Raw genomic sequence first — 19,990 nt, 5'->3', positions numbered from 1 at the left:
TTTACCCCTTTTTATAATTTTCTCCAAAACATTCTCTTTCAAATATAAAATACTTCCTTAATTTTAAGCCAAAACCGAACCATTCAGCTAATCAGTTGCTTGTGAGGGAGCTCGATTTGAAGGATTTTGTCCGTCGAAACCAGGTAGTAAACCAAACGATTACTTTTATGAGAGTGCTTTTTTTTAGTTTTTTCCTCGCATTTTTCCAATTGCCAGCAATTCAGGCCCAAAGTCCCTTGCTGCCTTATGATCGGGATTATTATCAACTTATCGAACGCCTGGAAATCAAACAGGGGTTTTTTGCTAAAGAATTCCATACCGGAGTAAAGCCCTTCCACAGAAAGGAGGTAGTGGACTTTTTGCAAAAATACCAGGATTCAGCCGGATCCCTAAGCTCAGTTGATGCCTTTACCATTTCTTACCTGCTACAGGATAGCTGGGAGTATACCTCAGATACCCTTACTTACGCTCCACAAAATGAAAGGCGTAAAATTTACCAGCGACCTGCAGATTTTTACTCCTACAAAGATGATGCATGGGATGTTCATATCAATCCGGTGATTTATTTTCAGGGGGGAATAGAGCAAGGGGAGGATGATCTGCGATTCCGCAATACCCGAGGGGTCACCGTCAGAGGAAGCATTGACAAAAAAATTGGATTTCAGACCCTGCTTACGACCACTGATTTGGTTTTTCCTTCCTGGATCAAGCGATACGTTCAGCAACACGGGGCGATACCCGAACAGGGATTTTGGAAACGGTACGGGGATAATGGCTATAGCTTTTTTTCGGCGCGGGGCCAGGTTAATTTCAATGCCACCCGGCATATTCAGGTTCATTTTGGGCATGATAGCCATTTTATAGGACAGGGGTTCCGCTCTTTTGTGCTTTCAGATTTTTCAAATCCCTTTGTTTTTTTAAAACTGAATACCCAAATAGGCCCTGTGAATTTCACTAATCTCTGGGGGCAGCTTACCGCAGATATCCTCACCGCCGGTGGTTTCCCGACAGATGGCCGGTACCCCCAAAAATGGTTTTCCTTTCACCGGTTGGGAGTTAATCTGAGCCAGAAATTTAACCTGGGTATATTCGAGTCGGTAATGGCCAACCAGATGGATTGGAATTACCTCAATCCCTTGATTTTTTACCGCTGGGTGGAGCATCAGTTAGGCACCCCGGATAAGGTCATGGTCGGTACGGATTTCAAATGGCATCCGGCTAACGGATGGCAGCTCTATGGACAATTTGTTTTGGACGAGTTTGTTTTTAATGAGTTTTTCGGTATTTCAGGTAAGGGGTCCAGCCGGAACAAGCATGGATTCCAACTTGGGTTAAACTACGTATCGGTAGCGGGCATTGATAATCTGGATGTGCAGCTGGAGTACAATCAGGCCCGACCGTATACGTTTCAGGAAAAGTTTGATTACCAGTCATATACCAACTACCGGATTCCCCTTACTCATCCACAGGGAGCCAATTTCCGGGAGTTGATCCTACTGGGCCGGTACCGGCCCTTGCCCAGACTCAGTGTGAACGGAACTTTTCTCTTCCAGATGCAAGGAAAGGATCCGGCACCTGCGGATAATTACGGAGGAGATATTTTAAAAAGCAGACTTGACAATAGTACCTCCCTGTTTGGAAATGTCATTGGACAAGGAGAGAAAACGCATACTCGCATGTATACCCTTAGGGCTTCCTACATGCTTCGCCACAATCTGTTTCTGGATTTGTCTCAAACGTTGCGTCAGGATTCAGGGGGGGTGTTTCCTGCTTCAGATGCGGTATTTTCCCAGTTGGCTCTGCGATGGAATAGGAGCCGGTTTGATCCACATTTTTAGGAAGCGTAGAAGATACCCTAGGTCCTATACCCGGTAAAAAATTGTAAATTGCGCCCTTTATTGAAATAAGCTTTTATGGAAACTTATCTGCGTATACTTGCCTATGCCCGACCTTACAGGCGGTATTTCCCTCAATATGTGGCATATGCGTTTCTGGCGATTGTATTTGGGCTGCTGAATTTCACCCTGCTAAAGCCTCTTTTTGATGTCATTTTTGAGCAAGTGGGGCCGGAAGAGTTGCAGGCCTACAGTGAAAAGCCGGAATTTTCCTTTTCCATTCATTATTTTATGCACCTGTTTAACCATTTTTTCCTGGAGATAGCCAACGCTTATGGCAAATTCGGCACCCTGGTATACGTATGTGTAATAATCGTCGTATCCGTATTTCTGAGCAACCTTTTTGCTTACCTGTCGGGCGTGGTTTTAGCCAAAGTAAGAGCCGATATCATCCAGGGAATGCGCGTTCGGATATTCACTGCAGTTAGCCGAATGCACCTGGGGTATTTTTCTACGGAAAGGAAAGGAGACCTCATTTCTAAGATGACCAATGATATTCAGGAAGTAGAAAACAGCATTGTGCAGTCGCTGAGAGTGGTATTCAAGGAACCCGTAACGGTCATTCTCTATTTTGCCGTATTATTTTTCATGTCCGTGCAACTGACCTTGTTTACCATCCTGCTGATTCCTGTTTCCGGAGCAATCATTGGTTATGTAACCAAACGATTGAAAAAATCGGCCGTGCAGAGTCAGGAATCCCTGGGAAGAATCGTCAATATTCTGGACGAAACCATTGGAGGTATGCGGGTGGTAAAGGCCTTTGGTGCCCGGAAATTTGTTCACCAGAAGTTTGAGGCAGAGACGGATTATTATGCCAGGGTAAACGTATCCATGGCTCGAAAGTACGAACTGGCCTCTCCGATCAGCCAATTTTTGGGCGTAACGGTCGTGGCGGGGATTCTCTTATACGGAGGTAATTTGGTTTTAACCAACACGTCCAGCCTGAGCGCGAGTGAGTTCATTGCCTACATCATTTTATTTACGCAGGTGCTGAATCCGGCGAAGGAAATATCGAGGGCACTCAGCAGTATTCAGCGGGGCTTAGCCTCGGCAAGACGGATATTTGATGTGGTCGATGCAAAACCAGAAATCCAGGAAGCTCCGGATGCCATATCCCTGTCGCAGTTTAGAGAGGGCGTGGTGTTTCAAAATGTGGGTTTTGCCTATCAGGAAACACCAGTATTGAAAGGAATAGATTTTGAACTTAAAAAGGGAAAGACCATCGCGCTGGTCGGTCCTTCAGGAGGTGGAAAATCAACGCTTGCGGATTTGCTGCCCCGGTTTTATGATCCTACAGAGGGATTGATAAAAATTGACGGGCAAGACATCAAATATCTGAAAATTTCAGACCTGCGGCATCACATGGGGATTGTTACCCAGGAATCCATTCTTTTTAATGATTCGGTGTACCAAAACATCGCTTTTGGGATGGAGGGGGTTTCTATGGAGAAGGTAGAAAAGGCCGCTACCATTGCCAATGCACATGATTTTATCATGAAGTTGGAGGAGGGCTATCAAACGAATATCGGGGAAAGGGGAGCTAAATTATCCGGTGGACAGCGACAGCGCCTGAGCATTGCCAGAGCTGTTTTAAAGAACCCGGCTATTTTAATCCTGGATGAGGCCACTTCAGCACTGGATTCCGAATCGGAACGATTGGTCCAGGAAGCGCTGGCAAAACTAATGGCCAATCGGACTTCACTTGTCATTGCCCATCGGTTGAGCACCATCCAGCATGCAGATGAAATTTTGGTGATAGATGGAGGGCAGATCGTGGAGCGTGGCAGCCACGAGGAATTAATGGAAATGAATGGATTATACAAGAAACTTTCCCAAATGCAGTCAGTTTAGTATATTGTGTTAACAAACCCTATAAGAACTCCTATGAAAAAAGTAAATAATATCTTTCAGCTTTTAACCGCCTTGTTTTTCGGGCTTGGACTGGTTTATTTTCTGACCTATGACAAGATGTGGGGAGGAAGTCCTGAGGCAGGAGAAGTGGTTTCCTGGTTTCTTGCCGGTTTGGTTCTTTATTTGATTACCTGGGGCGCAGGTTGGGCACTTTCAAGTAGCCTGGAAAGCAAGATTAAAAAAACGGATCAGGAGAAAAAAGAGTTGAAAGCCATGGTTTTTGACCTGGAAAGAGGCGTGAAAATGGGGCAAATGGATAAGAAAATTGAGGAACAGCCTGAGGATAAGGATTCTTCTTCTATAAAGCCCAGGGAAAATTTTAAATAGTGGGGCCTATTTTACCATGAGGCAGTTTGTGTTTTTTCATTTCACATAGGAAATATGGTAGCTAAAACTTTTGGAAGTGCAGTATCGGGAGTAGATGCAAAATTAATCACCATAGAGGTAAACGTAGGCCAGGGCACCAGTTTTTATATGGTAGGGCTTCCTGATAGTGCCGTCAAAGAGAGCCAGCAGCGAGTGGAATCCTCCCTGAAGTATTTTGGGTATCGCATGCCGCGACAAAAAGTGGTCATCAACCTGGCCCCTGCTGATATCCGGAAGGAAGGTTCTTCTTACGACCTTCCCATTGCCATGGGGATCGTGCAAGGCTCCGAACAGGCAGTGTTTCCGGCATTGGAGGACTATGTGATCATGGGAGAGCTTTCGTTGGATGGGAGATTGCGAACGATAAAAGGGGTGTTGCCCATTGCCATTGAAGCAAGAAAACGAGGCTTCAAGGGATTTATATTGCCGAAGGAGAATGCCAAAGAAGCGGCTATTGTAAATAAGCTGGATATCATTGGGGTGGAAACCCTGCAGGAGGCGATTCATTTTTTGGAAGGCAAGCAGGAGATCCCACCGCTGGTAACCGATACCCGAAATATATTTTTTAACTCCCTGGAGGAGTATGCCTTTGACTTTGCGGACGTTCAGGGTCAGGAAAATATCAAGCGAGCCATGGAAATAGCCGCTGCGGGCGGGCACAATGTCATTATGATCGGACCGCCTGGTGCTGGTAAAACCATGTTAGCGAAACGATTGCCATCCATTTTGCCTCCCTTAAGTTTACAAGAGGCGCTGGAGACAACCAAAATCCATTCCGTCGCAGGGAGGTTGGGAGCGGAAGCTTCCCTGGTGGCACAGCGGCCTTTTCGCTCCCCTCACCATACGATAAGCGATGTAGCCCTGGTGGGAGGAGGGGGAAACCCCCAACCGGGAGAAATATCCCTTTCCCATAACGGCGTTTTGTTTTTGGATGAATTGCCGGAATTTAAACGTACGGTACTGGAAGTAATGCGGCAGCCATTGGAGGAACGAAGGGTGACCATTTCACGGGCTAAAATTTCGGTGGATTTCCCTGCTAATTTTATGTTGGTAGCCAGTATGAATCCCTGCCCCTGTGGGTATTATAACCATCCAGACAAAGAGTGTGTGTGTGGACCAGGGGTGGTACAGAAATACCTCAACCGGGTGAGTGGCCCGTTGCTGGACCGCATAGACCTTCACGTGGAAGTGACGCCGGTAAATTTTGAGGAAATGACTTCTGACGGGAAGTCAGAGGCGAGTAAGTCGATCCGGCAGCGGGTTTCGCTGGCCAGGGAACGGCAACTTAATCGATTTACCGACAGTCCGGAGGTTTTCTGCAATGCCATGATGCCTTCCCATACGGTAAAGGAGGTTTGTAAAATAAATCAAGCCGGAAAGACCTTATTGAAGACTGCTATGGAGCGGCTGGGCTTATCCGCAAGGGCGTATGATCGTATTCTGAAAGTTTCGAGAACCATAGCCGACCTGGCGGGTACCGATGACATCAAGGTTGAGCACCTGGCCGAAGCAATCCAGTACCGAAGTCTGGACCGGGATGGGTGGGCTGGATAAGCTACCTGTCGTTTGATTTCGACCTGGCCGTTAGGAATTTCGCAGGTCATTTCCGTATATTTGTTTGGTAATCTGAACCTTTGCATCTTAACGATCTCCTCCTTAAAAATAGATTATAGCGGAAATAATAGTTGTTGATTTTATGTGGACCAAGGAACGAAAAATTCAGGAAGAAATGGAAATGGCTAGCTCAACATCAGTATTTGCCCCTGGTTTGAATATAAAGGGGAATATTGAGGCAACCAGTGATATCCGGATTGAAGGGGATATTACCGGAAATGTAATTACCAAAAAGAAAGTGATCGTAGGTGTTTCAGGAAGAGTGCTGGGAGATATCCATGGTTCGGAGATATGTGTCATGGGAGAGGTTTTTGGAGATCTCCATATACAGGGGCTGGCCCGGTTCTCGGCAGAGGCAAAAATGAAAGGGGTGGTATACTCCGAAAAAATAGAAATCGAGGCTGGTGCGGATATGGAAGTAACGCTTTCAAAATTCAAAAAAAGCACGTCCCAAAAAGAGAATGGAACGGCAAAAAAGGACCGGGATGAGGCAAAATCAACCCAGGAATTGATAAAAATGAATCAATAGTCGCTATTGTAAAATTTGCAGTCCTTTTTCCAGGTCTTCCAATAAATCATTCACATTTTCCAACCCTACCGACATCCGGATGAGTTGCTCGGGAATTCCCTTGCTAACTCCTTGAATCCTGGATCGCCTTTCGATAAGGCTTTCCACGCCGCCAAGACTAGTAGCATTGGTAAAATAGCGTAGCTCTTCAATAAATCGATCTGCAGCCCTGGCATTGCCTTTGATTACAAACGATAACATCCCCCCAAACCCCTTCATCTGAGACCGCGCTACTGCATGTCCGCTGTGTGTTTCCAACCCGGGGTAATAAACCGTTTCGACAGATGGATGTTGGACTAGAAACCGGGCAATTGTTCCGGCATTTGCCGCATGGGCCTGCATGCGATAGGCTAAGGTTTTGATACTACGCGTGAGAAAGTAGGTGTCAAACGGAGAAGGTACTGCTCCGGCAAGTTTTTGAACGGTTTTGATCCCTTTCCAGAAGTCATTTATTTCTCCCGTAATTAAGATCCCTCCTATAATATCGCTATGGCCACCGATGTATTTCGTGTTGCTATGCATGACCATATCGGCTCCTTCCAGCAAGGGTTGTTGGAAAATCGGGCTGGCAAAGGTGTTGTCTACTAGCACAGTAAGCCCCCTGGCATGAGCAATACCGGAAAGGCGATTGATGTCTGAAATTTTCAGCAAAGGATTTGAAGGGCTTTCGATCCATAGAAGGCGGGTGTCGGCAGTAATGGCTTTTTCTACCAGTGCCGGATCGGTAAGGTTTATAAAGTCAATTTTAAGTTTGCCCTTATAAACGGTCTCTAGCAGGGATTTTAAACCATGATACATATCATCGGGGGCGATGATGTGAAATCCGGCAGGTAAGGCTTGAAAAACAGCGTTGGCAGCAGCATTACCGGAAGCAAAAGCAGCGGCGTCCAGGCCTTTTTCGAGTGCCGCCATAACCCGTTCCAGAGATTTTCGGTTGGGATTTTCCAGCCTTCCATAAAGCATGGATTCCTCTTGATGTTCGAAAGTGGAGGAAAGTGTGATGGGCTGGATGACCGGCTTCAGGGAATCCGTGACTGCGTTTCCACCGTGGATGGCAATGGTTTCTGTTTTCATTCGTAGTTACGGTTTGGTTTTAGTGAGGCCGAAGGCAGGCGTTGCCGAGGAATCCCTTAGCGAATCCTGTCCACGGATCTGATCAGCATTTCGTCTTTTCGGATAAAGCGATTGGCAATCAGATTCATAATTAAAGCGAAAATGATGCAGTAAAATCCCAAGACAAAGGCGCCGCTAACAGTGGGGTTAAAGGTTTCATTGGCTTTATAGCTGGTGAAGACGGTCAGGCCCAGTGTTAGTCCCATCAGCAACGCATTGATCATGTTCAGCATCAGTTGTTTTTTCCGATTCTTATACTGGAGCAAGCTGTAGATCGCCAATGCGGCCGCTAAAAGGCATAAAATACCGATATAAATGTTGCTTTCCTGTGAACTGATGTTTTCCTGGGGCAATTCCAGAATGGAGGTTTGCCAGGCGGTCATTTCCATGGTTTGGTTTTGCATGGGACTCACTTGTAGCCAAATGGGAGTAAGGGTTGCGCCGATCATGGCAATGGCTACCAGCAGAAGGAAAAGGGTTTGGATTCGTTGGATCATTTTTTAATGTTTTGACAAAGAAAATGGGTTATTTGATTTTTCGCAAGGAATACCCCAATTCCGCTTTGAAATAGGGGTATATTTTTATCTTTGCATTTGAAATGAGCAACAGGTATCGGTATTTTATTGAAATTGCCTACGATGGTTCTGCCTATCACGGATGGCAAATGCAAAAAAATGCCCCATCTGTCCAGGAATGCATTCAGCAGGCTTTAGCTACTTTGTTTCAAATCCCCGTACCAATCATGGGTAGCGGTAGAACCGATACAGGAGTACATGCTTACCAGCAATTTGCCCATTTTGATTTGGACATTGAACTATCGAAAATGGATTTTATGAAAAGAATAAACGGAGTGTTGCCCCGGGACATTGCCATTTTTGACTTGCTGCCTGTGCAGGAAAAGGCCCATGCCCGGTTTGATGCCCAATGGAGAAGCTATGCCTACCATATTGCCTTCCGGAAAGATCCATTCCTATTGGGCAGGGCCTGGCATTGTTATTATGATTTGGAGCTGAATTCTATGCAGGAGGCCACAAAGGTATTGCTGGAATATAAAGATTTTCAGTGTTTTAGTAGGATAAAGACCAATGTGAAAAATTTTAACTGTGAAATAATTAATGCCAGTTGGGAACAAACCGGGCATGGATTGGTATTTCATATACAGGCGAACCGGTTTTTGAGGGGGATGGTAAGGGCCATAGTAGGAACCTTGGTAAAGATAGGAAGAAACCAGCTGGCTGTTTCAGATCTTTCGGGAATAATTGAAAGCAAGGACAGGCATCAAGCTGGTGTTGCGGCACCCGCCTGCGGCCTGTATTTAAATGAAGTCAGGTATCCGGAAAAAATTTTTAAGTAAATCGTTGACCAATTGGGACTGGAAAAAGAAAATGTAAAAAGTGGGGACATTATCGACACCAAGGTGTTGAAAAAGCTCTATCAATTTGTCACCCCTTACAAGCAACGGTTTTATTTTTTGGTCTTCTTGACGCTCTTATTGGCAGTGTTGGCTCCTTCCCGGCCCTTGCTTATTCAGATAGCGGTGGATGATTACGTGGCATTGGGGGATGCGGAAGGGCTGTTGACCATGATGTATTATTTGGTAGGCCTGCTGGTGTTACATGCGTTGGTTCAGTTTGGACACACCTATTTGTCGGGCTGGCTGGGACAAGTAATTATCCGTGATATCCGCACCAAGCTTTACCGGCATTTACTGAAAATGCGGTTGAAATATTTTGACCAGACCCCAATCGGTCGCCTGGTAACACGGAATATTTCCGACGTGGAGTCCCTTTCTGATGTCTTTAGCCAGGGGTTGGCAGAGATCATCGGTGATTTGCTACAGCTGGTATCCATTCTGGCGGTGATGTTCTATGTGGATTGGAAGTTGACATTAGTCAGTCTATGCACCCTGCCCCTTTTAACGATCTCTACCTACGTTTTTAAGGAAAAAGTGAAAGTTTCCTTTAATGATGTTCGAAACGCAGTATCAAACTTGAATTCCTTCCTGCAGGAGCATATTACGGGCATGAATATTATTCAGGTCTTTAACAGGGAGGAAAGGGAATATGAGAAATTTAAAACCATCAACAAAGAACACCGCCGGGCACACCTCAAGTCCGTTTTGTACTATTCCGTATATTACCCGGTTGCAGAAATCATCCAGGCCATTGGTATTGGGCTGGTAGTATGGTACGGTGCTACGGGTGTTTTCGATATGCAGATTCAGGTTGGCGTATTGATTTCCTTCATCATGTACCTGCAACTGTTTTTTCGCCCGATTAGAATGATTGCCGATCGGTTTAATACCCTTCAAATGGGAGTAGTCAGTTCTTCCCGTATTTTTTCCATTCTTGAAAACGACCAACAAATCCCGAACGAAGGCGGGTATGCTCCGGAGAAGATCAACGGAAAAATAGCGTTTGAAAAAGTCTGGTTTGCCTATGATGGTGAGGATTGGGTTTTGAAAGACATTAGTTTTGACGTGAAGCATGGCGAAACCGTGGCACTGGTGGGCGCTACTGGTGCTGGAAAATCGTCTATTATCAATCTGATTAGTCGATTTTATGATATTAACAGGGGGCAGATTAAAATTGACGGGAAGCCGGTATCATCTTATGAGCTTTCTACCTTGAGGAGACACGTGGGGGTGGTTTTGCAGGATGTGTTTCTTTTTTCGGATACCATTTTGCAAAACATTACCCTTGGTAATCCCGATATTTCACGGGAACAGGTGATGCATGCCGCTGAATTGGTAGGAGCCCGAAAATTTATTGAGCGGCTCCCTGGTGGGCTTGATTACGACGTAAAAGAGAGAGGTGGCACCTTATCGGTGGGGCAAAGGCAGTTAATATCCTTTGTCCGGGCCATGGTATACGACCCGGAGATCATCATTTTGGACGAGGCAACTTCGTCCGTTGACACCGAGACAGAAGAACTTATACAACAGGCTATCGAGAAAATGATGAAGGGGAGGACTTCCATCATTATCGCTCACCGACTTTCCACCATTCAGAAAGCAAATAAAATCATTGTCTTGCATAAGGGGGAAATTAAGGAAGAAGGCAGCCACGAAGCCCTTTTGAAGTTGGACGGGTATTATTCACAACTTCACCAGATGCAGCTTAAGTCCATGGTGATTACCTGATTGATTCCAGGCATCGAAAATCCGAAATAATAGTTTGCTACTTAGGTATACCTTTTGGGAAAGTTGGATCGTTGGAACGGCAGATGGAGTGTAATAACAATTAGCTATTAAATTATGAAATACTTGTTTGTTGTTTTGTTGATGCTTTTCGGTTTCGGAGTATTTGCTCAGGAATATGAAGTAGGATTAAGGTTGGGTGAGCCTTATGGGATTACTTTTAAAACGCCAATCCGGCAAAACTATTCGGCGGAAGTGATTATCGGAAGGGGAAGTTCAAATACGATGCAGTATTACCGAAGGTCCTTTGAAAACAACCGGCCGGTTAGTTCGGCGCTGTATGATGGTCAACAAGTTTCGGGAGCGTTTTCAGCCCAGGTGAGGATGTCCCAAGAGAAATCGTTAAATGCTGAGTTTGATATTGCAGAAGGAAACCTGATAGGGTACTTTGGGGCCGGTGTACAGCTTAGGCGCGTTTCGGTTACCTATTTTTATCACACTCCGAATGCGGGAGACGGGGCGGCGGATTTCAGGGAAACCAGGTCCAACGTGGATTTTGGTCCGGAAGGATTTATTGGATCTTCCTATTATTTTGAAACCCTTCCCCTGGGGGTTTTTGCTGAACTGGGTTTATTTATGGAACTGCTGGATCGATTTGGTCACCTTAAAGTCCAGGGAGCCATTGGTGTCCGCTATGTATTCGGGATATGAGTAAGGGAGGCAAACTACTTATCTTAATGCTGGTTTTTTTGCTCCTGGCAGGGGGTGGTTACCTTTATTTGGGCGGAGGGAATACGACAAAATTAGCATTCGTTTCTTGTGAACCCATCCTTCTTACAGGTCTGGAATTCCGGGGTGTTCCCGGGGATGAGCAACTGGGGCGGGTATTTCAGGAAGTGGAGCAGTTTAGGGAAGAGTCCCCCCTTCATACCATCTATTTTGTAGAGCCAGCTGGCAAGCGGGATACCTTGCATGTTTTCGTGGGAATTGAAGCAAGGCAAGAAATGCCGGATGAATGGATTCAAAAAAGAGTGGAATGCAAAGAAGCCGTAAAGGCGAGCCTGGATATGCATCAATGGGTAATGCCATCTCCAGAGAAAACCAAGCGACGAATAATCGATTTTGCCAGTGCCAACGGACATCACCTTGAGGGGGTTTTTATCGATATCATTATTGACAGGGATCGGGTAGAAGTCTGGGCACCTCTCCGTAACTAAAATTTATATGAAGTGTCTATTGATTACTATTCAGCCGTATAAATAGTTGAAAATTAAAGCCTGTTGTTTTTAAAATTGCCAGGATGCTGCAAAATGGGTATTGTGGTACGATTTTAGAGATAGGTATTTTTGTTTTAATCATTTACCAGGAGAAACTATGGAAAAAAGCAATCATTCAACAATCACCCGAAAATTACTTTTGATAACAACGGCCGTCCTACTTTGGAGCTGCGAAGGACCAATCGGCCCGGAGGGACCTCCTGGCCAGGACGGATTGGATGGAGTTACTATCGTCGGGGAAGTATTCGAAATCGCCGGTAGTTTCACGCAGGATGGAAATTTTGGATTGAGAGGAGAATACGGATTTGATATTTTAGAATCTGACAAGGTCTTGATTTATCGGCTGGCGGATTTGGATCAGGACGGAAACGACATATGGAAGCTCATTCCTCAGGTGGTGTTTCATGAAAATGGCATCTTTACGTATGATTATGATTTCACCTTTTATGATTACTCTATATATATGTCAGGTGATTTTGATTTAAATTCATTGGAAGCCGCTTTTACTGACGATCAGGTATTCAGGGTGTTGATCGTTCCGGCAGACAGGATTGGTCTGAGGCTGGATTTTTCGGACCATTATGGCGTTCTTGAGATGCTGAAAGTGGATGAAGAAGCTATTCCAAGAATCGATTTGAATTAAACTTTCTGCCTTTAAACAAGTTAAATAGAAGGTAGTCTGCCGGATATGTAGGCTGCCTTTTTTTTAGCTGGTATTGGATATACAAAAATTACCCTTTATCTTTCATTTAAAGCAATATAAACGTATCTGGTAAATCAAGTTTTATGAAAAAGATTTTATACTTAGTAGTAATGATGGTGGCGATTGTTTCATTGCCCGCATGTGAGGGGCCCGAAGGACCCCAGGGCCCTCCGGGTCTTGACGGTGTGGACGGGGAAGATGGAGAAGATGGGATTGAAGTGTTAAACCTGGTATTCGAGGGAACAGTCAATTTTCTAGAGGAAAATGACTTTGCCATCGTTTCCCAATTGGAAATATCTCCCGGTGACAACCTGTTGGTTTACCTGGAATGGAATCAGGTAGAGGAAAACTCCTTGTGGCGATTGTTGCCGCAAACGATTTTCTTTGGTGAAGGGGCTATATTGACATATAACTATCAATATACCAATACCATTTTCAACGTATTCATGCAAGCCAACTTTGATTTAACCGAAATAGCGGAGGAATATACCAATAACCAACGGATTAGGGTAGTACTGCTCCCCGGGTTTTTTGTGGAAGAAAATGCCCGGGTGGATTTTAATGATTTTGATGCAGTCATGGAGTTGATAGGAAAAGACGAAAATGATATCCTACCATTGGATCTCAAGTAGGTGTGCCGCATGCCAGTGATCCAGTGAAAAAGCTTCCCGATATATCCGGGAAGCTTTTTCATTTTTAGGTGGTTTTCTTTTTTGGTTTAACTTGGGTTATATTTGCTGCATGCAAATTAAGAATGACCTACTTTTACGTGTTATAAAAGGAGAAGCAGTAGAACGAACTCCGGTGTGGTTGATGAGGCAAGCGGGCAGGATCCTGCCAGAATACAGGGCCGTAAGAGCCAGTGTGAGTGGATTCGTGGAGCTCGCACAGACTCCGGAACTGGCTGCGGAAGTTACTATTCAACCCGTGGACCTACTTGGAGTAGATGCGGCCATTATATTTTCAGATATCCTGGTGGTGCCGGAGGCGATGGGGCTTCCTTATGAAATGGTAGAAAAAAGGGGTCCCTGGTTTCCACAAACCATCGGCAGTGCAGCTGATTTAAAAAAGCTCAGGGTGGCCGACCCGAAGACGCATCTCCATTATGTACTGGAAGCCATAAAGATTAGCAAGAAGGGCCTTAATGGCAGGGTTCCTTTAATTGGTTTTGCGGGAGCCCCCTGGACCCTATTCGCTTATATGGTGGAGGGATCCGGGTCTAAAACCTTTTCCAGGGCCAGGGCCATGTTGTACCAAAATCCAGGCCTTGCTCATCAGCTATTGGATTTGATTACCAAAACCACCATTAAATACTTAAAAGCTCAGGTGGAAGCCGGGGTAAACCTGGTTCAGGTTTTTGATAGTTGGGCCGGTATTTTGCCTCCCGACCAATACAGGGAATTTTCATTACCCTACATTGATAAAATTTGTGAAGCAGTCACTGAGGTGCCTGTTACGGTTTTTGCTAAAGGGGCGTACTTTTCCTTAAAAGACTTTTTGCATACCCGATGCGAGACGGTGGGACTGGATTGGAACATGGAAATAGGGGAGGTAAGGGATATTTTTAAGAAAGAAAAAACGCTGCAAGGCAACCTGGACCCAGCCGCCCTGTATGCTCCGGACGAAGTGTTGGTAGCCAAAACACAGGACATGTTGACCCAATTTAAAGGAAGCAGGCACATTGCTAACCTGGGGCATGGTGTCTATCCGGATACCTCACCGGACAAGGTTCGGTTGTTTATTCAAACCGTTAAAGAATTCAGCTCGGAAGAATAAATTGGAGTAAGTCTCTCTCATTTCGTTTATTTTGTTAAACGAGGTCGTTTTTTAGCGACAAACCACATTTTTAAGTGCATATCTCATTTTTTCACAGAATTTTTTCTACCATCATTCCGGCCGGCCCGTGCTAACAATATCCTTTCGATTATTTGTTTATATGGGCGTGTCTAAATATATTTGTTAAAATGTATTTCAAATACATTAAAATGGGTATGGTTTTTAGCAAGGTAGACTGATTTCAAAAATGGAAAAGTTTTTACGTAAGGAGAAAGAACCGGAATTTTTCTCGAGAAGGCTTTCAGGTTATATCAGTCCAGACGGTACCGTACACCTCACTGATCCGAAAAAGCTTTTGGTTAAAAGATTTTTGGATGTCGTTTTTGCTTCATTATCCCTCCTTTTCGTCTTATCCTGGTTGTTTCCATTGATTGCACTTTTAATTAGAATGGATTCTAGAGGGCCTGTTTTATTCAAACAATTAAGACATGGGAAAGGCAACCAGCCGTTTTGGTGTTATAAGTTTCGGACCATGGTCCGAAGCCAGGATGCTGATACCCGGCAGGCGACCAGAAATGATCAAAGGGTAACCAGACTGGGAAAGTTTTTGAGAAAAACCAGTTTAGATGAGACACCCCAGTTTATCAATGTGTTAATTGGAAACATGTCCGTAGTTGGCCCCAGGCCCCATGCGGTGCCGATGAATCATTTTTTCTCGAATGAAATTAGTAATTACATGTTTCGCCATTCCGTAAAACCGGGTATATCTGGATTGGCACAGGTAAGGGGGTATCGGGGTGAAGTGTTGACTTTCTTTGATATTTACGGCAGGGTCAAGTTGGATCATTTTTACATTAGAAACTGGTGCTTGTTTTTGGATTTGAAAATTGTTTTTTGGACAATATCAGCCGTCGTTTTTAATAATAGGAAGGCCTATTAACGCTTCTTTTTATTCTGGGATTTGTTCTATTTACTGGCTTTAGGACCAGTGCTGCCTATTTCAGCGGGTTTGTATCCTTCTGATTCTGCCCAGCCTCTAATCAAATATCATTCGATATACCAGGAATACCCTTCTTTTGGTCATTTTTAAAACTACAAAAACGAATTTGAAATACAGAAAAACGAATTTTAATTCTAAATTTCTTCTCAAAAGCTTGCACGGTTGAGAAAGGAAGTATATATTTGTAAAAATGTATTTCAGATATACAAAAATGTTTTTTAAACAAAAGGTAAGGTTTAGCGTTGAAAGTAAATATTGTTAGAGATGGAAAATGTTTTAGTAGAGCGAAAATTTCGCCAATCCCTGAGAAAGGGAAATTTTGTAAAACAGCAACAGCAAGCTAAAATCAGGGTACTTTATGGGCAAAACGACAGCTTCCATAAACGACTTATGAAGAGAAGCTTTGATTTATTGCTGGCATTGTTCACCACTGTTTTTGTGCTTTCCTGGTTATTTCCCATTATTGGTGTTTTGATCAAATTGGATTCCAAAGGTCCTGTTTTCTTCAAACAGCTCCGCCATGGAAGGGGAAATAAGGTTTTTAATTGTTATAAGTTCAGAACAATGGTTAAAAACAAGGAGGCCGATACCCGACAGGCAACGCAGAATGATTCGAGAATTACCCGGGTGGGTAAGTTTTTGCGTAAATCAAGTTTGGATGAATTGCCTCAAATCATCAATGTACTTCTAGGAGACATGTCCATTGTAGGGCCCAGGCCTCATGCTGTTCCCATGAATTTGGAATTCGCGAAAGAGATCGGAGGATTCATGCAGCGGCACCGGGTAAAGCCGGGTATTACAGGCCTGGCTCAGTGCAAAGGCTTTCGGGGAGAAATTTTAAATTTCCAGGAGTTGTATTCCCGCTATCGATTAGATAGTTTTTATGTCAAAAAATGGTGTTTATTATTTGATATAAGAATCGTGATCCATACGGCTTTTTCACTTATGTCAAAAAATGAAAAGGCATATTAGTTGGGAACACAAGTCATTGAGTTTAAAAAAAAACAGCAAAAATAAATAACAGTGTCTTTCAAATATACTTACTGGTCGAAGACTTATTACTTGCCCTAGGCGATTCCCTGGCAGATAGACCGCTCTTGGTTTGGTCTGTGTCATTTTTGATTTGGCGATTCCTCGAGAGGTATTGAATCAGGCGTTCGTCGCATTCGATAGCGCTCGCAGTGCTGATTCTAAGGAAACGGAATAAGAAATAGTACAATCCGCAAAGGTTTTGAATTAAATTTAGCCGGTAGATTAGAAAAAATTCCTGCACAGTTCTTATTCTTCTGATAATTAAGTAATTTGCGAGGTCTTTATTAGTAGTATATTTTAGAAGATTATTGTTTCACTTTTTCACCGAAAACAACTAATTCGGTGAGTAAAAAAACGGCGTAACAGTCTTTAGATTTTATGAAAAACAATACATTAGTTAACAGCCTGATTTTTGTTATATTTCTTTCAGCCCTGTCTGGTTGTGCGAAGAGGAATCTTGTTTATTTCAGTGACATCGAGTCGGAGTCAGATTTTTCGACTGAAATTATTGACTTTCCTGAACCAAAAATTCAGAAGGGAGATTTACTAAAAATTACGGTAAGCAGTTTAAATGCCGAGTCTAACTTGTTGTTTAATGCTGGAGTGATGTCATCTTCTGAAAATGGCAGGATTATGAATGCTGCCGTTCCCATCAACGAAGGGTATCTGGTGGATAAAAACGGACAAGTGAATTTTCCGGTTTTGGGGATGGTCGTGTTAGAGGGCTTGACCAAAGAGGAGGCGATTGAAAAAATGGCACAACGTTTGGAAGAGTACGTAAAAGACCCCATCGTAAACGTTCAATATCTTAATTTTAAGATTACGGTTATCGGAGAAGTGGCCAACCCAAATACCTTTACACTCGAGACAGACCGAATTACCATATTGGAAGCATTGGGATTGGCCGGGGATATGACTGAATATGGTAAAAGAGAGAATGTACTGGTTATCAGAGATGAAGGCGGAGTGAGAAAGGCCGTAAGACTCAATCTAAATAATCGGGAAATCTTAAATTCGCCCTATTTCATGTTGCATCAAAATGATGTGGTTTACGTTGAACCAGATAGTATCAAGGCAGTTCAGGCCAGCACTAACCAGCGATCTTTGGCTGTTCTTGGTTTGTTGGTATCTGTGGGAGTTTCGTTACTGTTTAACTTACGCTTCTACTTGGAATAAGACTTTATAATGATGAAAATGTCGGATATGTTAATGGATGATTTCCAGCCTCAAGAGGTGGAAAAAACGGATTACAAATACCTGATCATGAAATACCTTAGATTTTGGTATCTCTATTTGATTGGTATGATTTGTTGTATTGGTTTGGCTTACACTTACCTTCAATATGCGACTCCGGAATATCCAATCGGGGCGTCCATTTTGATCAATAGTAACAAAGGCACGGATTTTTCTCAAAACGCGATTTATTCTGAGTTGGAGACTTACCAATCCGTAAAGACCGTTGAGAATGAGGCGGAAGTACTCAGTTCAGTCAGTTTGATGCATGAGGCGATACGTAATCTGGATCTCAACGTTTCGTATTTTGTTAAGGACAATTTTTTCAGGGACAAGGAAATATTTGGAGCCCAGGTGCCGATAAAAGTTGAACTGGATAGGTATGACTCAACCGCGTTCTTTGATAAGGACCTGCTCACGAGATTTAAGGTTCATGTGTTAGATTCGATTAATTTTCGACTGGAAGACGAGGAAGAAAGAACTTCCAGTCACCAGTTTGGTGAAGAATTAGCTTTTCCTTTTGGGGAATTGAGTATCGAGCGAGTTCAGGAGGTGGAATATCCCAGTACCATTATCATTAACTTTAACAACCCGTATGCATTACCAGGAAGGTATAGTAGCAAGTTGGACGTGATGATCGTGAATAAACTTGCTAGTGTGCTGCGCTTAAGCTTCACGGATCCGGTTCCACAAAAGGGGATGCTGGTCATGAACAAGCTGATTGAAGCCTACAATAAAGAAGCCATGCTGAATAAAAATCAAACGGCCAAAAACACCATTGATTTTATAAATAAGCAATTGGACTCGGTCACCACTGAACTTAGAGAAATTGAATCTCTGGTTGAAAACTATAAAAAGGAGAATAAGATCACTGAACTGAGTTCAGACGCATTGCAATATGCAGAGACCTTTAATCAGGGAAAAGAGCAACTTGCAGATTATTCCATTCAGCTGGACGTATTAACTTCTATTGAAAACTACTTAACGAGCCAAGATGAGGGCTATCAGGCAGTTCCTAGTTCCCTCAATATTATGGATCAGACATTGATGTCTAATATTAGCCAGTTTAATGAGTTGCAGCGAGAAAGAGAGCGAATGCTTCGGACCACTCAGCCTGGTAATCCTTTGGTTTTAGAGAAGGATCAGCAACTTAGTTCAATGAGAAGAAATATACTGGAAAACATCAAAAACATTAAGTCTAGCGTAGAAATCGCCAGGGATAACTTATTGGCCAGAACTACTGACGTAGAGATTCAAAGTGGAAAAGTTCCGGAAATTGAAAGGGAATTGCTTGAAATCAATCGGCAACAGGCGATCAAGCAGGATCATTACCAATATTTGGTCAAAAAACGAGAGGAGGCTTCCATGTCTCTGGCAGCAACTACCGTAAGTAACTCAAGAGTTATCGACCCGGCCATGGCGGGTAGTCAGCCCTCCAAACCAAATAAAATGCTAGTCCTGGGGTTTGCTTTATTTTTTGGATTCGGTGGGCCCTTGGGCCTGGTTTTCATTTATTACCAATTAAACACCCAAATCAAGATCAAAAAGGATGTTACTTCCAAAACGAATATTTCGATTTTGGGGGAAATATCCCATCACGATGAAAAGGTGCCGATTGCCATTTCAAAGGGTGTTAGGACTCCGGTAGCGGAGCAGTTTCGTCTCATTCGTACGAACCTTCAATTTGCATTGCCAAATAAGGACAAAAAAGTCATACTGGTAACTTCAAGCTCCAGCGGGGAAGGTAAAACTTTCTTTTCGTTAAATTTGGGTGTTAGCATGAGTTTGACGGACAAGAAGGTGGTTGTCCTTGAATTTGATTTACGAAAGCCCTTACTTTTAGAATACCTGGGGATGACAAGTGACAATGGAATTACTGACTATTTGCAGAATGAGTCACTAACGATTTCCGACCTGATTGTAAAGAACGACAAATTGCCCGCAAATCTTGATCTCATTGGTTGCGGTACGCTTCCAGATGATCCGTCAGAATTGATGCTATTGCCAAAGGTAGGTTATTTCATCGATAAGCTTCAGGAAATTTATGATGTGATTATTATCGACTCTGCTCCTGTAGGTCAGGTGGCAGATGCCTTTTCGTTATCTAAGTTTTCGGATATTACGACGTATATCATGCGGTATAATTACACGAAATCGGATACCATATCTTTTATCAATGAAAATAAGAGAGAGAAAAAACTAAAAAACCCTGTTATTGTCCTGAACGATGCGAATACCAAGTTAAGCTATGGCTACGACTATTATCAGAAAGGGGATATAAAGAAGAAGAAGCGTGCGGTATATAAGAAAATGGCTAAAAAAGTTTAATAAAATTTTTAGTTTTAATGGTATTGAAAGTTTTT

At 43.4% G+C, this 19,990-nt stretch carries 18 protein-coding genes; 16 read left to right on the top strand and 2 right to left on the bottom strand.

The features are described from left to right. Positions 1-167 precede the first annotated feature (167 nt). The 5 genes from GJQ68_RS09690 (at position 168) to GJQ68_RS09670 (ending at position 6,315) form a co-directional block, all read left to right on the top strand. A complete protein-coding gene (locus GJQ68_RS09690; protein WP_162417101.1) occupies positions 168-1,838 on the top strand; it encodes a hypothetical protein in 1,671 nt (556 codons plus the stop codon). 75 nt (positions 1,839-1,913) lie between these two features. Continuing rightward, a complete protein-coding gene (locus GJQ68_RS09685; protein ID WP_162417100.1) occupies positions 1,914-3,746 on the top strand; it encodes an ABC transporter ATP-binding protein in 1,833 nt (610 codons plus the stop codon). Positions 3,747-3,779: 33 nt separating this feature from the next. Continuing rightward, a complete protein-coding gene (locus tag GJQ68_RS09680) occupies positions 3,780-4,133 on the top strand; it encodes a hypothetical protein (protein ID WP_162417099.1) in 354 nt (117 codons plus the stop codon). A gap of 54 nt (positions 4,134-4,187) precedes the next feature. After that, positions 4,188-5,726: a YifB family Mg chelatase-like AAA ATPase gene (locus GJQ68_RS09675; RefSeq protein WP_162417098.1), complete on the top strand. Its 1,539-nt coding sequence runs from the start codon at positions 4,188-4,190 to the stop codon at positions 5,724-5,726. Between the two features lie 142 nt (positions 5,727-5,868). Continuing rightward, positions 5,869-6,315: a bactofilin family protein gene (locus GJQ68_RS09670; RefSeq protein WP_162417097.1), complete on the top strand. Its 447-nt coding sequence runs from the start codon at positions 5,869-5,871 to the stop codon at positions 6,313-6,315. A gap of 3 nt (positions 6,316-6,318) precedes the next feature. Here the strand turns inward: GJQ68_RS09670 and GJQ68_RS09665 are convergent, their stop codons facing one another. Both GJQ68_RS09665 and GJQ68_RS09660 read right to left on the bottom strand, forming a co-directional pair. Further along, on the bottom strand, positions 6,319-7,428 hold the full coding sequence (locus tag GJQ68_RS09665; RefSeq protein WP_162417096.1) for a trans-sulfuration enzyme family protein: 1,110 nt from the start codon (positions 7,426-7,428) through the stop codon (positions 6,319-6,321). A gap of 56 nt (positions 7,429-7,484) precedes the next feature. Then, positions 7,485-7,964, bottom strand: coding sequence for a DUF4293 domain-containing protein (locus tag GJQ68_RS09660; RefSeq protein ID WP_162417095.1), 480 nt, complete (start codon positions 7,962-7,964; stop codon positions 7,485-7,487). Between the two features lie 101 nt (positions 7,965-8,065). Between GJQ68_RS09660 and truA the strand changes: the two genes are divergently transcribed. The 11 genes from truA (at position 8,066) to GJQ68_RS09605 (ending at position 19,955) form a co-directional block, all read left to right on the top strand. Continuing rightward, on the top strand, positions 8,066-8,821 hold the full coding sequence (gene truA / locus GJQ68_RS09655; protein ID WP_162417094.1) for a tRNA pseudouridine(38-40) synthase TruA: 756 nt from the start codon (positions 8,066-8,068) through the stop codon (positions 8,819-8,821). Positions 8,822-8,833: 12 nt separating this feature from the next. Next, a complete protein-coding gene (locus tag GJQ68_RS09650) occupies positions 8,834-10,609 on the top strand; it encodes an ABC transporter ATP-binding protein (RefSeq protein ID WP_162417093.1) in 1,776 nt (591 codons plus the stop codon). Between the two features lie 114 nt (positions 10,610-10,723). After that, on the top strand, positions 10,724-11,317 hold the full coding sequence (locus tag GJQ68_RS09645) for a hypothetical protein (RefSeq protein WP_162417092.1): 594 nt from the start codon (positions 10,724-10,726) through the stop codon (positions 11,315-11,317). Positions 11,318-11,343: 26 nt separating this feature from the next. Continuing rightward, positions 11,344-11,823 carry a hypothetical protein gene (locus GJQ68_RS09640; protein WP_162417091.1) on the top strand — a complete coding sequence of 160 codons (480 nt, stop codon included), beginning with the start codon at positions 11,344-11,346 and terminating at the stop codon, positions 11,821-11,823. 157 nt (positions 11,824-11,980) lie between these two features. After that, entirely contained in the window at positions 11,981-12,526 is a 546-nt protein-coding gene (locus tag GJQ68_RS09635; RefSeq protein ID WP_162417090.1) for a hypothetical protein, read from the top strand. Between the two features lie 143 nt (positions 12,527-12,669). Beyond that, entirely contained in the window at positions 12,670-13,218 is a 549-nt protein-coding gene (locus tag GJQ68_RS09630; protein ID WP_162417089.1) for a hypothetical protein, read from the top strand. A gap of 109 nt (positions 13,219-13,327) precedes the next feature. Continuing rightward, the gene (gene hemE, locus GJQ68_RS09625; protein WP_162417088.1) at positions 13,328-14,362 is read left to right on the top strand and encodes a uroporphyrinogen decarboxylase; all 1,035 of its coding nucleotides are present in this window, start codon (positions 13,328-13,330) and stop codon (positions 14,360-14,362) included. A gap of 247 nt (positions 14,363-14,609) precedes the next feature. Beyond that, the gene (locus tag GJQ68_RS09620) at positions 14,610-15,302 is read left to right on the top strand and encodes a sugar transferase (protein WP_162417087.1); all 693 of its coding nucleotides are present in this window, start codon (positions 14,610-14,612) and stop codon (positions 15,300-15,302) included. A 324-nt stretch (positions 15,303-15,626) separates the two neighbouring features. Beyond that, the gene (locus GJQ68_RS09615; protein ID WP_162417086.1) at positions 15,627-16,334 is read left to right on the top strand and encodes a sugar transferase; all 708 of its coding nucleotides are present in this window, start codon (positions 15,627-15,629) and stop codon (positions 16,332-16,334) included. Between the two features lie 438 nt (positions 16,335-16,772). Then, positions 16,773-17,570, top strand: a complete 798-nt coding sequence (locus GJQ68_RS09610; protein WP_162417085.1) for a polysaccharide biosynthesis/export family protein — start codon at positions 16,773-16,775, stop codon at positions 17,568-17,570. A gap of 9 nt (positions 17,571-17,579) precedes the next feature. Then, positions 17,580-19,955, top strand: coding sequence for a GumC family protein (locus tag GJQ68_RS09605; protein WP_162417084.1), 2,376 nt, complete (start codon positions 17,580-17,582; stop codon positions 19,953-19,955). Positions 19,956-19,990 lie beyond the last annotated feature (35 nt).

Origin of the sequence: Cyclobacterium roseum (assembly GCF_010119225.1) — a bacterium.
Classification (GTDB): Bacteria; Bacteroidota; Bacteroidia; order Cytophagales; family Cyclobacteriaceae; genus Cyclobacterium; species Cyclobacterium roseum.
The sequence above is the reverse complement of the archived record's forward strand: the minus strand, read 5'-3'. Positions and strand labels throughout refer to the sequence as shown.

Coding starts and splice junctions, on each gene's coding strand:
- GJQ68_RS09690 (WP_162417101.1), top strand. CDS start 168: ATGAGAGTGCTTTTTTTTAGTTTTTTCCTCGCATTTTTCCAATTGCCA.
- GJQ68_RS09685 (WP_162417100.1), top strand. CDS start 1,914: ATGGAAACTTATCTGCGTATACTTGCCTATGCCCGACCTTACAGGCGG.
- GJQ68_RS09680 (WP_162417099.1), top strand. CDS start 3,780: ATGAAAAAAGTAAATAATATCTTTCAGCTTTTAACCGCCTTGTTTTTC.
- GJQ68_RS09675 (WP_162417098.1), top strand. CDS start 4,188: ATGGTAGCTAAAACTTTTGGAAGTGCAGTATCGGGAGTAGATGCAAAA.
- GJQ68_RS09670 (WP_162417097.1), top strand. CDS start 5,869: ATGTGGACCAAGGAACGAAAAATTCAGGAAGAAATGGAAATGGCTAGC.
- GJQ68_RS09665 (WP_162417096.1), bottom strand. CDS start 7,428: ATGAAAACAGAAACCATTGCCATCCACGGTGGAAACGCAGTCACGGAT.
- GJQ68_RS09660 (WP_162417095.1), bottom strand. CDS start 7,964: ATGATCCAACGAATCCAAACCCTTTTCCTTCTGCTGGTAGCCATTGCC.
- truA (WP_162417094.1), top strand. CDS start 8,066: ATGAGCAACAGGTATCGGTATTTTATTGAAATTGCCTACGATGGTTCT.
- GJQ68_RS09645 (WP_162417092.1), top strand. CDS start 10,724: ATGAAATACTTGTTTGTTGTTTTGTTGATGCTTTTCGGTTTCGGAGTA.
- GJQ68_RS09640 (WP_162417091.1), top strand. CDS start 11,344: ATGCTGGTTTTTTTGCTCCTGGCAGGGGGTGGTTACCTTTATTTGGGC.
- GJQ68_RS09635 (WP_162417090.1), top strand. CDS start 11,981: ATGGAAAAAAGCAATCATTCAACAATCACCCGAAAATTACTTTTGATA.
- GJQ68_RS09630 (WP_162417089.1), top strand. CDS start 12,670: ATGAAAAAGATTTTATACTTAGTAGTAATGATGGTGGCGATTGTTTCA.
- hemE (WP_162417088.1), top strand. CDS start 13,328: ATGCAAATTAAGAATGACCTACTTTTACGTGTTATAAAAGGAGAAGCA.
- GJQ68_RS09620 (WP_162417087.1), top strand. CDS start 14,610: ATGGAAAAGTTTTTACGTAAGGAGAAAGAACCGGAATTTTTCTCGAGA.
- GJQ68_RS09615 (WP_162417086.1), top strand. CDS start 15,627: ATGGAAAATGTTTTAGTAGAGCGAAAATTTCGCCAATCCCTGAGAAAG.
- GJQ68_RS09610 (WP_162417085.1), top strand. CDS start 16,773: ATGAAAAACAATACATTAGTTAACAGCCTGATTTTTGTTATATTTCTT.
- GJQ68_RS09605 (WP_162417084.1), top strand. CDS start 17,580: ATGATGAAAATGTCGGATATGTTAATGGATGATTTCCAGCCTCAAGAG.